This is a genomic window from Roseofilum sp. (genome assembly GCF_982964205.1).
On the sequence record NZ_CEZBFX010000039.1, the window covers coordinates 22,680 to 36,577 of the forward strand.

The following is a 13,898-nucleotide window of genomic DNA, read 5'->3' on the forward strand; positions in this document are numbered from 1 at the left end:
TAATTCAGGAGATGGGATGCCCTCCGATCTTCTGAGTTAAACCTTTTACTCATTACCAGCGCCCAGCGCTATATGCATTCCAATCCTAAAAAAACAGTAAAAGGAACAGTAAAAGGACAAGTACACCATGGCAGCTCCAGTTTTTACAACTACAGCCAACCGATTTTATCTAAACTTTGAAGGTTTAGAAAACTTAGAAATAAAAAGTATGGCTGCTCTGACCTATGAAGGTAAGGTAACCGGTGGAGATAAACCCCTTCACTGTGGTAAAAGAGGCTCAGAGCGACAGACAACGATCGCCGGCTATGAAACCAACCCCTCCATGACCATTGAAGTATATGTCAATGATGATACCCAAGGAGCAGCAGCGCGACTCTTTGAATGGTTTTTAGACGTGATGCCAAAAGATGAAGGGGGCAATGGCAATTGGGCGAGCCAGCGTAAATCGGGTTCAGTGGTAGTCTACGATCCAAGCAATGCAGAAGTGTTGCGATGGAATCTAGACCGAGCTTGGATCAAGAAATATTCCGTTTCTGATGTTGATGCCACTTCTGGGGAATTAGTCATGGAAACCTATGAATTTGTGGCGGAGAGAATTACCAAAGTTGTCGCCATGTCACAAGCGGCTTAGAACCTGAATATCTGTCACATTTTCATTCCATCTCGACCATCCAAACAGGAGATTAAACTATGGAGTATTTGACCCAAGCCCGGTTTTATTTAGAAGTGAAAGGCATCACGACCCTACAATTACAAAAAGTCAGTGGCCTTTCCATGAGCATTGAACCCGCAGCCGAAGGACAAGCCATTTTTGCCGGCAAGAATGTATCTGCTGGAACCCAGATTACCCCTTCTCATGTCAGCTATGAGAATATGACCTTAGAGTTTGTGACAACCGTAGAAAATGATGCTCTAATTAACTGGTACACAAACTCTCATCCCGCATCGATGACTGGGGGTACAACTACTGCTGTAGAAGAGGCTGGAGATGCTTCTTTAATCATCTATAAGCAGAACGGCCAGGAGGGAGCAAGGTACAATATAATACAAGCCGTTCCCGCTAAATATACGACAACTCAAGCAAGTGCAGACAGCACGGATTTATTCAAGGAAACGATAGAAATTAGCCATACTGGGATTAGAAAAGTACCCACGGAAGGGACGCGGATTGCACCATTGCCAACAACATAAAATTATAATTGAAACAACTGAACTGACACAGGCAAGGGTTTCCTCCCTTGTCTGGTTGTTTTGACTGAAAAACGATCCGGATTGCCCAACTATGCTACCTCGTTTTCCCAATATTAATCTATCTCGCCAACCCGGTAGACAATACTCTAATATCTCTTCCAGATTTTCTAGTCAGGGTAAAGATGCGTTTGAAATTCAACGGGATTTGGCTGAAATCCTCACTGCGTGCCGGTTTTATGTGGAATTGACCTTAGATGGCTCGAAAGATGGAGTCGATGGGTTATTCATGGAGTGCAAGGGATTTAAGGTGGCTCAAGAGGTGGTTGAGTTTACTGAGGTTTTTCCAGAACCTTGGGGCAAAGCCAAGCGGGGAATGCTGCATACGTCTAAACTCCCGGGTGCTAAGACGACTATTGATAATATTAGTCTCCGACGAGGGTTAAGTGGCTCGGAAACCCTCTGGAATTGGTTGAATGCGGTGCAAGAGGGGAATTGGGAAAAACAGCGACGTAATGGTTCAATTACTGTTTATCGTCAGAATGGTAATATGGGCGCTTTATTTCAGTTTGAAAATGCTTGGCCTATTAGTTATAGTGTTACGGATAATACAGCTTCAAGTTCCGAGTTGGCTTGCGAAGAGTTAGAAATAGCCTGTGAGGTGTTTAAGCGGGTTTCTCCTCCGTAGTTTGGGAAACGGGGCATGGGGATGAGTGATACAGCGCTTTGCGCTGGGGAATAGGGAATAGGGTTATGGTACATGGATTTGAGCATTCAAGCTTGTGTTTCATAACACAAGCAAAGCGATATAAGATTTAAGCCCAATGAATTTATCTTAATAGTTTATGTTGCAAACTGAGTTTGATTTTACTTTACCGAAAGGCTATTTAGATTCCGATGGAAATCTTCACCGTCAGGGAAAGATGCGCCTCTCTCGTGCCATGGATGAAATTATCCCAATGCGCGATCCTAGGGTGATGGATAATCCGGCTTATGCGACGGTGATTATTTTGGCGCGGGTTATTGTTCAATTGGGAACTCTACAGGAAATTTCTCCAGCAGTTATAGAAAATATGTTTGCAGTAGATTTAAGCTATCTTCAAGATTTTTATCGTCAGATTAATGAGTTGGAACCGGTAGAGAATGAGTGAGGAAATGGATGGTTCGATGGGTTTTGCCTTTGTTTTACCTAAAGGGTTGGTGGATGAAGGGGGAAAGGTTCATCAAGAAGGGGTGATGCGTTTCGCGACTGCGAAAGATGAGATAATTGGCGATCGCCACCCAAATGTCTCTGACTACCCAGATTATCGCGCTCTCGTCATGCTCTCGCGCACTATCGAGCAACTCGGGACACTCCCCTCTGTAACGCCAGAAGCCTTAGAAAACCTATTTTTAGTCGATTTAGACTACTTACTCGATGTATACAACACCATTAACCCTACAGAAGCAGAATTAGTGATGCTGGGGGAGTAACTGGCTACCCCCTACCCCAATTATATCGGGAGGTAGCCTTTATCGCTTTTCATTTTCACTGGTCTAGAGCAGAAATTTTAGCTCTAGAGCATCAGGAGCGTCAGCAATGGGTTGAACAAATTGCAGGTATGCTAAATCCGGAATAGTCATGAATTTTTTCATTTTTAAATGTTTAAGATAGGATGGGAGAGTTAGCAAAACCTCACACTGGATGGGTCATGTCTAGTTCTGTCCCTGAAGAAGTTAGTTATCCGCGAAGACAGCGGCAGTTGCAGAGTGTCATTCTGAAACTGGGGTTACCAGAAAGCTCCCCAGTGCAATGGCATTTACTCGATAAAGCACTGACCCATCCGAGTATATCCTCCACAGAAAATTATGAGCAGTTGGAGTTTATTGGTGATGCGGTAGTTCGGATCGCTGCTTCAGAATTATTGATGGAATTGTATCCAGATGCGACGGTGGGAGAATTTTCAGCCATTCGGAAAATTTTGGTGAGCGATCGCACTTTAGCCCAGTTAGCCGATAGTTACAATTTAGAACAAGACTTGCTCATGGATAGGGGCACAGCCAGCGATAAACTCGGCCGTTCGTCCCGTCTTGCGGATGCCTTTGAAGCCATTTTAGGGGCACTTTACTTGAGTACCCATACCCTAGAATTGATCCGACCTTGGCTTGATAGTCATTTTACATTCCTGTCTACGGAAATTCGTAAAGATCCGGCTCGACGAGACTATAAATCAGCTCTGCAAGAATGGACTCAAGCCGTTCATAAGGTTTTACCCGAATATAAACTGATTGCAGTAGAATCGCAAAAACGGACAGCCGAACCCTTTACGGCTCAGGTTTGGGTGCAGGGAGAACCTTACGGTACAGGAAAAGGGCGATCGCGCAAAGCGGCTGAACAAGCGGCAGCTCAAGATGCCTTATTTAAGATCAAAACCACTGAAGAGGGGTGAAAAAAATACAGCGTGGATAAACCATTTAAGATTGCGATTTTGGGCGCGGGTCGATGGGGAAACCATTTAATCCGTAATTTCCTCGAACATCCCCAGACGGAAGTGGTAGCAGTTGTAGACCCGAACCCTAGCCGACGAGAGGCGATGAAAAATCGGTATAATCTATCTGAATTAGTGCAGTTAACCGATGACTGGCAGGGAGTTTTGGCGCGTCCAGAAGTCGAATTAGCGGCGATCGCCACCCCCGCATCCACTCACTACAACATCATTCAATACGCCCTCACTCAGGATTGTCACGTATTAGCCGAAAAGCCCCTCACCCTAGATGCCGAAGAATGTCTAGAGTTGTGTCATCTGGCGGAAAGCCAACAGCGCCAGCTTGTAGTCGATCATACCTATCTGTTTCATCCTGTGGTGCAGCAAGGAAAAGAGGCACTCTCTTCTGGAGCAGTCGGAGAACTGCGCTATGGATATGCAACCCGCACCCATATCGGTCCCGTGCGCCAAGATGTAGACGCACTCTGGGACTTAGCCATCCACGATCTGGCCATATTTAATCACTGGTTAGGCGAAACTCCCGTAGAAGTTGATGCCACCGCCGATACTTGGTTACAACCCGGCTTACCCGATGTTGTTTGGGTGAAACTCCTCTATCCCAGTGGATTTAAAGCTACTATTCACCTGTGTTGGCTCAACCCGGATAAACAAAGACGTTTAGCTGTAGTTGGATCTCAAGGAACGTTAATTTTTGACGAACTCAGTACCGATCCTCTGATTATCCAACAGGGACATTTTCAGCCAGAAGATCCAAAATTCACCCCCATGGGAATTAACCGGGAGGTGCTGGCAACTCCTCCAGGAGAACCCTTAAAAGAAGTGTGCGATCGTTTTCTCCAGTGTGTCCGCCATAATCAACCCTCTCCCCACTCCTCCGGATGGGTTGCAGCTGACTTAGTTCGCACTTTGCAACAGATTCAAGCAAAAATTAACAGCTAGTCCGGTTAAATTGTTAATTGTTAATTGATATAAATGATTGAAATCGAAACCCTCCACTCCCTTTATTTGATAGACTACAGTTAAGAGGCTCAGGAGTGCCAACCCAATGATACAAGTTCAAGCCAGAGCTGCCCAGTCTGCTAAAGCTGCCCTGGAAAGCTATCAATTTGAAGTGAGTAGCCCTCAAGACTATGATTGTCTAATTAAGGTTCAATCCTGTGGGCTTTGTCACTCAGATATTCATATTATTGATAATGATTGGGACATATCCGATTATCCTGTGGTTCCAGGTCATGAAGCGATCGGAGAAGTCCAGGAAGTTGGATCTCAGGTCAAACACCTGAAAGTTGGCGATCGCGTCGGAGTCGGTTGGCAAAAAAGTGCCTGTCTCCAATGTCCGCAATGTCTCAAAGGGAACGAAAACCTCTGTAAAGAAAACGAGCCGCTCATTATTCCTGGCCCTGGTGGTTTTGCCAGCTACCTACTCACTGACTCTCGGTTTGCCTTCCCCATTCCCCAAGACATTGACCCCACCCATGCCGGACCTCTACTCTGTGGTGGAATCACGGTATATTCTGGACTGCGTCATGCAGGCATGACCTCCGGACAGGAAATCGGTATTATTGGGGTTGGCGGTTTAGGCCACATGGCGGTTCAATTTGCTCACCGCTTAGGAAACCGAGTTACTGTTTTTACAACTTCTGAAGATAAAGCCGAATTTGCCAAAACCCTCGGAGCCGATGAGACCATTGTCGTGGGTCGTGGAGAAAGTCCACCCAAGCCGAAAAATTACTTGAATATCCTCTTAAGTACCGCTCCAGCTAACCTAGATTGGGCGGCCTATGTTGAATACTTGGATGCGGATGGTACTTTATGCTTTGTGGGAGTTAGTGATGCACCTTTAACTCTACCTTTGTTCTCTCTCCTTTCCCAGCGTCGCCGAATTATGGCATCACCCATTGGTGGCCGAGCAATCATGAATGAAATGCTCAATGTTGCCGCTCAATACAAAATTACGCCGATTATCGAAACCTATCCCCTAGAAGAGATTAATATAGCCTTGGATCGAGTGAGATCGAATCAGGTACGCTATCGAGCGGTACTCACCATGGATTAAACTGAAACCATCTAGATGCTTCTTGCTATTAATAACGCTGCGGATTATTTCCCATTCTTGATATATTCTTGAATCACTGGATTGAGAAATAATTGCCGCGTGTCTTCTGCCATCTCTAGAAAAAATCGCCGATGGAGTGATTGGATAATCTGGAATAACTCAACGGGAGAAAAGGGGTTAAGTTGTAAAAGTTGCGATAAGCTAACGGGTGCAGTTAGCGTAGCGACTTGATGGAGAATCGTTTGTTCGGGTGCGCTTAACTGCTGAAATTGTTGGTCGAGGTGTCCCTGCAAAGATTCGGATACAATCAGGGTTTCATAGGCTAAAAAGTCTGCTACTCGACCGGCAAAGAGTTCTTGAATGGAAGTAGCGGTTAAGATTAACCATAGGGGGTTACCCTGATAACGGTCAATGAGTTGATGCCAATGTTCGGGATCGGATAGGTTTTGCTCTTGGAAGAGATCTTTTGCTGCATCCCCTAAACTGGATAAAATGAGCGATCGCACGGGATAAGTCGATTTTTCCCAAGCGGTGAGGTGTAGGGGTTTTTCGGTGGAGATCAGGATGATACAACTTTGGTGATTGATTTCAGCGATCGCCTGCAACACCTGTTTACCCGCTTCATCCCTGCACAGAAGTTGCCCATCATCGAGGAGAATTAAGCAGCGAGACTGACGCAAGTGGGTGAGCAGGTGGGAGATCTGGGTTTCCAGGCGATCGCACTTTTGGGGATTGCCGGTAAAAATTGATAGGATATTGGCTAACAGAGCGCGGCGATCTGTATAAAAGCGCAAACTGCGATCTATCGCATATTCAAATTGTGTTTTATTATTTTCCAGCCAATGTAAGGCTAACGTAGTTTTACCAATACCACTAAATCCCAGCAGGGCAAACAAACGACACTTTTCCGTCAGAATGGAACGATCCAGGATAGCCAATTCTTCCCTTCTGCCATAACAGTTTAACCGTTCTGGGGCATTCCCTAAATCAACATAGGATTGAGTTTGTTCTGAAGTTTGGGAATGGTTATTTTTCTGATTATAGTTTGAACAAATGACATTAGTAACGGTTGCATGATCACCAACTATCGCTGAATAATTTTTATTCAAAATTGCGCGAAAATTCGTCTTACTAACCTCTTTTCCTAACCCTTCCGAGAGCAACTTCCACAACTCGGAACCCACATCGCGCACATGACCTTCGCTCGTATAGACATTCTCTGAGATTGTGGTATAAGTTTCACCCTGTAGCGTTCCCTGAAGTATCGCTTCTTGCAGATAATCCAGATGCTTTCCTGTCCGAGCAAAAACCAGCTCATCCGCCAGTTTCAACACTTCCATGATATCCATAAATCCCAGAAAGTACGAAGGCTGGAGTTATTGTAACCTATTTTCCCGACATTGCCGACACATCCGACCCAATTTTTTGTAAAAACTCCCGATCCTTCCGACTCGATTGAGGTGTATGAATTATTTCATAATGGGACTGGAATTCAGTATTCTTGTTTGGTAGGTCATTGATTATGCTAGAAACCCTCTTATCCCTATGGTTGATCTTTGGTGAAAACAGTCAGGGTGATCCCATCATATCAGAGCAAAGCCAGCCCGTTGAACTGCAAAGCCAAAATAAAGCTGAAAATAAGAACGGAGAGCGTTGGTATAAAGAAAGAAGAAACTGTCGGAGCCTTGGAAACAATCGAGACAAATGTGAGATAGACTTAACAGGAACAGGTATGGAAACTCTCAATCAGGCTTATGAAAACAAAGGAATACAGAATATAAGTACTGAAACCTGTTCAAAAGGAGTATTTTCTGGGGCTTATGAACGTCAGTTTCAGTCTATCGATCCCAACATACGTTTTATGTTTACAACCACCTGTAAACTCAACTTTACTCCAGATTATAGAGATGACAAGTTAGTTGTAAATGCTTATCAAAGAATTGATCAAAAATGGTATAGACTATTCCATTACTTTAGAGTTATCCTTGACAATCAAGAAGAAAACCCGGATAAATTTCTTTATTTTGTTGTATCTCACACTTATGACGATGACGATCGTGGTCGTCATAAGTATAATGGAGCTTTTGAAGTTTTCTTAGTCACTAGAGATAATTTCCGTGTCACTAGAGATAATTTCCGTATTATCAAACCGGGTTTTCCTGTCACGACTCTTCATAATCCAGTCAGAATTAGTCGGACTGTACCTTTCCTCAACGATCATCCAGATGGCATCGCACTTTGGCTGAAAAAGCTCAGATGGTATGGCCCTACCTCTGAATATAAACATCCTAATGGGCTTGGATTCGGTTTTTTCTTACTGGCACTAGATTCATTATCTATAGCGCTGGAAGCTCAAAAAGATGACAACATGGAAATTATTGATATGAGTTTTGATCCAGAGATTGCGGAACATATTTATGATGGAAGGGTGGATTACAGATATATCAAAAAGTATGTTTTGAGCGTTGAATTTATTAAAAGATAACCCATGGTTCAATATCTACCGTAGGGGCAGGTTCACCCAGGTTCAGGAATCCCCACCATTCGATGAGTGAACCTACCCCATTCCCCTTTGTGCCCTGGCGGGGGGCGGGTTTACGAGAGCGATCTGTTTTGTTCTAGATCTTGGTGAACCCGCCCCTTGACATCCAAGACAGTATCTACAAAAATCGATTATTGGATTAGGCATACAATAATTGATTTCTAATCTCATCGGCCGTTAATCCCTTGACTAAAACAGAAATCCTTTGGGCGACTTCATAGGGAGTTTTTTGAGGAATAACGATAATCCCACTATGAACGTTATCATTATCCATATACTCAAGATGTAATCGCTCAAAATCAACACGATTATGGGTCAAAAGACATCGATCCATTGAGGTGGCAAATTCTAGTTGTTCGCGATCGCTTTTACCTAGCGTACCTTGTTCGGGAACTGTGGTAACGTCTAGATCTTGTGCTTTCAAAAGTATCGCTACCATTGCAGACATATCTTCATCTGTGTACAGTAAAGCAACAGGACTCATTAGAAATTCAACTGGGATCTGACAACTGGATGGACATATTCATCTGGGACTTGATTGTTCTCAATATACTCATCAATTTCTGCTTGATGATCGCAGTAAAAGCTTAAGGCATCAAAGACTTGAGCTAACGTCAAATGAGGCAAATGCTCTAAGATTTCTTCGGGTTGAATATTCATCTTCCAGAAACCAACTATAGCCCGTACGGAAGTCCGAGTACCGATAATAATTGGCTCTCCCCCCAAAATTTCAGGGTTGCGCCTCACATAGCGTGAAAGGGTTTGAGTAGACATAGAGTAATTTATATTCATTCCTATGTGATTTTAGCCTAAAGCACTTCGCTCTGTATGAGTTTTATCATTTTCGTACCCGATAGCGGCTAGATTATTAATCGGTGACGCATCACTGATAACAATCATAACCGACCCATTTCCTGTAAATTCCTAATATCTTTCTCAAAATCTTCTAGATCGTAAACGGGAATTTTACGACTAGCCAGAAGATGTTGAAATGCGATGCGGTTCATCTGAGCAAAACGACTGGCTTGAGATAGACTGAGCTTTCGTTTTTGGAACAGTAAAATGGCTATTTCTTGCCTCATTTCTGGCTCAGTCATGCGAGTCAACGTTAGGATTTCATCAGATATCAAAATACTCATAAGACTTCTTTCTCTAAGACTCTCATTAGTTTAGCATTGGCGGCGATCGCACAAGCAAGATATATCCCGATCGCGCTTTCCCATGACAATAGGAAAGCACTATCCTTAAAAAGAGGTCAAAGTCTGTAGTCAAGAATCATGACAATAGTCTTAAAACCAGAAACCTATCGCGCCATCCTCGAAAAACTGAAAAGCGATCGCTACTCAACTGCCGATGAAGTGGTTCAAACCGCGTTGAAACTTCTAGAAGAACGCGATCGCCTTTTAGATCAGCAACCAAACCCTACCAGTATTGAGGAGTTTCATGCGAAGGTTAAAGAGCTTACCGATACTTTTAGCGAAGGAATTGTAGCTGTAGATCCGACAACCGTAGCATAGAGTTATATCGACCCTAGGGGCAGGTTCTCCCAGATTTAGGAATCCCCACTATTCGATGAGTGAACCTATCCCATCCCCCTTTGCTTGGATAGCATTGGATCGAGGGAGATCGAAATCATATACGATATCAAGCAGTACTCAGAATGGATTAAACTGAAACCATCTAGATCCTTGTTACTGTCCCTGCTTAACTCTGGACTCATTGCTAGGGGTTCTCATTATGTCTCAGACCGCAACTAATCAAATTAATCGGGAAACCAACGTCGAGCTAGATGTTGAGCTTCGCAAAGTCTTTAAGGTGTTTGGCTCAGAAACGGCTGTCCGAGGCGTAAACTTGAACATTCAGTCTGGTGAATTTTTCAGTATCCTCGGACCCTCTGGGTGTGGAAAAACCACGACGTTAAGGCTCATTGCTGGCTTTGAAGTGCCCTCTGCTGGGGAATTGTTGCTTCAAGGGCAGTCCGTGAACCACGTTCCCCCTTACCGTCGTCCGGTTAATACCGTCTTCCAAAGTTATGCCCTTTTCGGACATATGAATGTTTGGGATAACATTGCCTTTGGACTGCGGCTGAAAAAGCTGACGAAAGCCCAGATTGAAGACCGAGTAAAGGAAGCTCTACGCTTGGTGAAAATGGAAGCATTTGCCCATCGCTTACCGAAACAAATGTCCGGGGGACAACAACAGCGGGTGGCTCTAGCGAGAGCATTGGTGAATCGACCGGCTGTTTTGTTGTTGGATGAACCTTTGGGCGCGTTAGACCTGAAATTACGCAAAGAAATGCAGGTAGAATTGTCTAATTTGCATCAGGAGTTAGGGCTAACATTTGTGATGGTCACCCACGATCAGGAAGAAGCGCTCTCCTTGTCCGATCGCATCGCCATTATGCGCGATGGCAAAATTGAACAAATTGGCTCTCCGAGTGAAATCTATAATCTTCCTGCTACTCCGTTTGTAGCCGATTTTATTGGCGATACCAATTTATTCAAAGGTCGAAGCGCATCGAGTCAGGGGGGAACAGTTGAGGTACAAACGGATAAAGGGTTAAAGATTTGGGCCGCTTCGGATCTTAACGGTAGCACGGGAGTCGGCGATCGCCTAGTGGTCAGCGTGCGACCGGAGAAAATTCACCTCAGCGTGAGTCCCCCAGAGGGCGATCGCAATTGTTTTCAAGGCCGCATTAAGCATACGATGTTTATGGGAACCCATATTCAATGTGTGGTGGAATTGGTTTCTGGAGACCAAATTACCGTCTCCCAACCCGTTCGCGAAGGAGCTGCTTATTCTGAAGCTTTATCGAATCCCGAAACTCCTCTCTATGCCCATTGGCAGAGTTCAGATTGTTTGGCTCTCCATGAATAAAACTATCTACAATTTTATGGAACGAAGGGTTGCCCATGAGTCAACAGGATAAGCTCAATCGTCTTTTACACTCTCGCTCTCTTAACCGTCGCCGCTTCTTGCAGGGGACAACAGCCGCCTTAGCCGGTTTAGGATTATCTTCCTGTGGTTGGACGTTAGCCGATGTGCAAACTCGCACAGTGGAAAGGGGAGACAGTAATCGGCTCTATATTTTTACTTGGGCAGGCTATACCGATGACGATTTGCTGGCTCAGTTTGAGCAGCAAACCGGGATTCAGGTAATCGCCGATGTGTTTGATTCTAATGAGGCGATGCTGGCTAAAATCTTAGCCGGTGGTGGTGGGGCGTATAGTATCATTTATCCCTCGGATTATATGGTGCTAAAAATGGTGGAGGATGATTTATTAACTCCCCTGGATCTCGGTCGCATTGAAGGATTAAATCAGCTTTTTGAAAATTATCAGAATCCGCCCTATGACCCTGGAAACGGTCATAGTATCCCCGTTAGTTGGGGAACAACGGGATTAATTTATAATCGCCAAGCCTTAAATGGAGAGCCGGAAAATTGGGAATATTTATGGCAGAATCAATCCCAATTGAGTCGCCAAGTGACAATGCTCAATGATGTTCGGGAAGTGATGGGGGCGACTCTGAAACATTTGGGCTATTCCTTAAATTCGCAAGATGCCCAGGAAATTGAAGAAGCCTATGAAGCGTTAGTGGAACTGAAACCGGCGATCGCCTCATTTACCTCCGATGCTTGGCGACCCCAGATTTTAACCGGCGATCTGAAAATTGCCATGGGCTATTCCGTGGATGCCAGTGAAATTATGGAAGAGGATGAAAACTTAGGCTATGTGATCCCTAAAAATGGCTCTTCTCTATGGACCGATACCTTAGTGATTCCTAAAACAGCCCCCAATCCAGATGGAGCCTATGCTTGGATTAATTTTATGCTGCAACCGACTGTGGCTGCCGAAATTACCAAGCGCCTCAGCTTTGCCACAGCTAACCGAGTAGCTTATGAGCAATTACCAGAAGAGATCCAACAAGATGCTACCCTATTTCCCGATCCAGAGGTTTTAGCTAACTGTGAAAGCGTTTCACCCGTAAACGAGGATATTGCCCAACTCTATGACCGCTATTGGACTCGATTAACCAGTAGTTAAACCACAAAACGGGTTGCTCCTATTCCCTATTCCCCATTCCCTATTCCCTCCCCCTTTACCCATTACCGCGCGAAGCACTTTATGTCTTCCACTGTTCCTTCTGAATCCAACTCAACTGAAATGCCGACTCCTAAACGCCGTTGGTCAACATTGGTTGGCCCCAGCGTCCTCCTAGGACCTGCTGGTTTGTGGCTCTTGATGCTCTTAGTGCTACCGACTCTGGTGATTTTTGAGTTAAGTTTAGTACCCAATATTCGACCCGGGGATGTGGTAAATCCTTCCGGATTGGAGAATTATTTGCGGGTGTTTGAACCGGTTTATCTGCAAGTGATTGGCCGATCGCTCTTTTTTGCGATCGGCACAACTATTATTTGTCTACTCTTGGGTTTTCCCGTTGCCTATTGGATCGCCCTCAACGCCCCCAAACGCTGGCAAAACCTAATTCTCTTGGGCTTTGTCCTTCCCCTCTGGACTTCTTCCCTGTTGCGCTCCTACGCCTGGATTACCATTCTCCGCCGTACAGGAGTATTTAATAGTATTATCACCAGTGTTGGCCTGCCCCCCTTAACCATTCTCAATGAATGGCCAGCCGTTCTCATTGGCATGAGTTATAGCTTTTTGCCCTACATGGTCTTAATTCTCTATGCCGCACTAGAAAAGCTCGACAAACGGTTATTAGAAGCTTCCGCCGATTTGGGCGCAACCCCCATAGAAGGATTCTGGAAAATTACTGTGCCCCAAACCTTCCAAGGGATTGCAGCCGGGAGTTTATTGGTTTTTATTAGTAGTTTGGGCGATTTTGTCAACCCAGAACTGCTTGGAGGTGCATCCAGTATGACCGCTGCTCGCTTGATTTACAATCAGTTTCTGGGGGCGACTCAGAACTGGGGCTTTGGCTCCGCGCTCAGTATGGTGGTGATTTTAGCTGTGAGTTTGGCGATCGCCCTTTTAATCAAATATGGAGACCCCACCCCCCAAGCCTAGAGATGGGGAAACGCTCCAGACACGGAGAAACAGGGAAAATTCAGCCAGAGTGAGGATGATGGGCCAGACCCATCATTTTTAATGCAAGCCTGTTGACTGGACTGATGGCGATCTCCATCACACCCCACCGTGACTTAAATCATGTTGACAAATATTGCAAGATTTTGTTACATTGATTTACAAGATAAGAAACAAAAGTTCACACAAAGGAGAACATCATGGTCAACTTAGTTATTCTGTCCTTACTCTTCATCGCTGGTTGGGTCGCTGTTTCCGTCATCGGAACTCAAGCCTACTTCATGGGAGAACAAACCAAATCTATCCACGAACGCAACTGGAATTCCGACGGCTTCAACAGCATCGCCAAATCCGTAACCGGTAAAGAAACCGACTACACCAACCGCATCCCTGGATATAGCCTAGATACCTATGGCAGCAACAGCCTGGCACGCTAGTTATCCGAGTCGCGTGAGTACCTTTCCTTCCCGTACTCACCTCCATTCCCTCACGCTAACTCCAGAATAGGAGTTAGCCTTTTTTATGCCCATTCCCAGTAGAGGGATATAGAGACACGGAGAACTCCATTCCCCATTCCC

19 protein-coding genes are annotated in these 13,898 nt (G+C 44.9%); 15 read left to right on the forward strand and 4 right to left on the reverse strand.

From position 1 onward, the window contains the following. The first annotated feature begins 127 nt into the window (after window positions 1-127). From AC3A14_RS11800 to AC3A14_RS11840, 9 genes are all read left to right on the forward strand, one after another. Window positions 128-631: a phage tail protein gene (locus tag AC3A14_RS11800; RefSeq protein WP_318719675.1), complete on the forward strand. Its 504-nt coding sequence runs from the start codon at window positions 128-130 to the stop codon at window positions 629-631. A 59-nt stretch (window positions 632-690) separates the two neighbouring features. Continuing rightward, window positions 691-1,191 (forward strand): phage tail protein, encoded by a 501-nt coding sequence (locus AC3A14_RS11805; protein WP_318732325.1) that lies wholly within the window; start codon window positions 691-693, stop codon window positions 1,189-1,191. A 91-nt stretch (window positions 1,192-1,282) separates the two neighbouring features. Then, a complete protein-coding gene (locus AC3A14_RS11810) occupies window positions 1,283-1,876 on the forward strand; it encodes a phage tail protein (protein ID WP_318732326.1) in 594 nt (197 codons plus the stop codon). Window positions 1,877-2,033: 157 nt separating this feature from the next. Beyond that, the gene (locus tag AC3A14_RS11815) at window positions 2,034-2,339 is read left to right on the forward strand and encodes a hypothetical protein (protein WP_271944665.1); all 306 of its coding nucleotides are present in this window, start codon (window positions 2,034-2,036) and stop codon (window positions 2,337-2,339) included. Further along, window positions 2,332-2,661 carry a hypothetical protein gene (locus AC3A14_RS11820; protein ID WP_318732327.1) on the forward strand — a complete coding sequence of 110 codons (330 nt, stop codon included), beginning with the start codon at window positions 2,332-2,334 and terminating at the stop codon, window positions 2,659-2,661. The genes AC3A14_RS11815 and AC3A14_RS11820 overlap by 8 nt, the downstream gene beginning before the upstream one ends. After that, complete coding sequence (locus tag AC3A14_RS11825) at window positions 2,640-2,807, forward strand: DUF6760 family protein (protein ID WP_413038858.1); 168 nt, start codon at window positions 2,640-2,642, stop codon at window positions 2,805-2,807. Before AC3A14_RS11820 ends, AC3A14_RS11825 begins: the two co-directional genes overlap by 22 nt. A gap of 72 nt (window positions 2,808-2,879) precedes the next feature. Next, a complete protein-coding gene (gene rnc / locus AC3A14_RS11830) occupies window positions 2,880-3,617 on the forward strand; it encodes a ribonuclease III (RefSeq protein ID WP_318732328.1) in 738 nt (245 codons plus the stop codon). A 12-nt stretch (window positions 3,618-3,629) separates the two neighbouring features. Beyond that, window positions 3,630-4,613 carry a Gfo/Idh/MocA family protein gene (locus AC3A14_RS11835; RefSeq protein ID WP_318732329.1) on the forward strand — a complete coding sequence of 328 codons (984 nt, stop codon included), beginning with the start codon at window positions 3,630-3,632 and terminating at the stop codon, window positions 4,611-4,613. Window positions 4,614-4,719: 106 nt separating this feature from the next. Next, window positions 4,720-5,730, forward strand: a complete 1,011-nt coding sequence (locus AC3A14_RS11840; protein ID WP_318732330.1) for an NAD(P)-dependent alcohol dehydrogenase — start codon at window positions 4,720-4,722, stop codon at window positions 5,728-5,730. Between the two features lie 44 nt (window positions 5,731-5,774). Here the strand turns inward: AC3A14_RS11840 and AC3A14_RS11845 are convergent, their stop codons facing one another. After that, the gene (locus AC3A14_RS11845) at window positions 5,775-7,079 is read right to left on the reverse strand and encodes a helix-turn-helix domain-containing protein (protein WP_318732331.1); all 1,305 of its coding nucleotides are present in this window, start codon (window positions 7,077-7,079) and stop codon (window positions 5,775-5,777) included. A 173-nt stretch (window positions 7,080-7,252) separates the two neighbouring features. On the opposite strand from AC3A14_RS11845, the gene AC3A14_RS11850 reads away from it, so the two are divergent. Further along, window positions 7,253-8,215: a hypothetical protein gene (locus tag AC3A14_RS11850; RefSeq protein ID WP_318732332.1), complete on the forward strand. Its 963-nt coding sequence runs from the start codon at window positions 7,253-7,255 to the stop codon at window positions 8,213-8,215. Between the two features lie 196 nt (window positions 8,216-8,411). Here the strand turns inward: AC3A14_RS11850 and AC3A14_RS11855 are convergent, their stop codons facing one another. From AC3A14_RS11855 to AC3A14_RS11865, 3 genes are all read right to left on the reverse strand, one after another. Further along, window positions 8,412-8,756 carry a DUF5615 family PIN-like protein gene (locus AC3A14_RS11855; RefSeq protein WP_318732333.1) on the reverse strand — a complete coding sequence of 115 codons (345 nt, stop codon included), beginning with the start codon at window positions 8,754-8,756 and terminating at the stop codon, window positions 8,412-8,414. Further along, a complete protein-coding gene (locus AC3A14_RS11860) occupies window positions 8,756-9,046 on the reverse strand; it encodes a DUF433 domain-containing protein (protein WP_318732334.1) in 291 nt (96 codons plus the stop codon). Before AC3A14_RS11860 ends, AC3A14_RS11855 begins: the two co-directional genes overlap by 1 nt. 122 nt (window positions 9,047-9,168) lie before the next feature. After that, window positions 9,169-9,411 carry a UPF0175 family protein gene (locus AC3A14_RS11865; RefSeq protein WP_318732335.1) on the reverse strand — a complete coding sequence of 81 codons (243 nt, stop codon included), beginning with the start codon at window positions 9,409-9,411 and terminating at the stop codon, window positions 9,169-9,171. Between the two features lie 138 nt (window positions 9,412-9,549). Here AC3A14_RS11865 and AC3A14_RS11870 point away from each other — a divergent pair, with 138 nt between their 5' ends. From AC3A14_RS11870 to AC3A14_RS11890, 5 genes are all read left to right on the forward strand, one after another. Further along, complete coding sequence (locus AC3A14_RS11870) at window positions 9,550-9,789, forward strand: ribbon-helix-helix domain-containing protein (protein WP_318732336.1); 240 nt, start codon at window positions 9,550-9,552, stop codon at window positions 9,787-9,789. A 220-nt stretch (window positions 9,790-10,009) separates the two neighbouring features. Then, window positions 10,010-11,149: an ABC transporter ATP-binding protein gene (locus AC3A14_RS11875; RefSeq protein ID WP_318732337.1), complete on the forward strand. Its 1,140-nt coding sequence runs from the start codon at window positions 10,010-10,012 to the stop codon at window positions 11,147-11,149. 35 nt (window positions 11,150-11,184) lie between these two features. Next, window positions 11,185-12,318 carry an ABC transporter substrate-binding protein gene (locus AC3A14_RS11880; RefSeq protein WP_318732339.1) on the forward strand — a complete coding sequence of 378 codons (1,134 nt, stop codon included), beginning with the start codon at window positions 11,185-11,187 and terminating at the stop codon, window positions 12,316-12,318. Between the two features lie 120 nt (window positions 12,319-12,438). Continuing rightward, the gene (locus AC3A14_RS11885) at window positions 12,439-13,302 is read left to right on the forward strand and encodes an ABC transporter permease (RefSeq protein WP_413039118.1); all 864 of its coding nucleotides are present in this window, start codon (window positions 12,439-12,441) and stop codon (window positions 13,300-13,302) included. A gap of 218 nt (window positions 13,303-13,520) precedes the next feature. Then, entirely contained in the window at window positions 13,521-13,757 is a 237-nt protein-coding gene (locus AC3A14_RS11890) for a photosystem II protein, Psb35-related (protein WP_271944689.1), read from the forward strand. The last annotated feature ends 141 nt before the right edge of the window (window positions 13,758-13,898 follow it).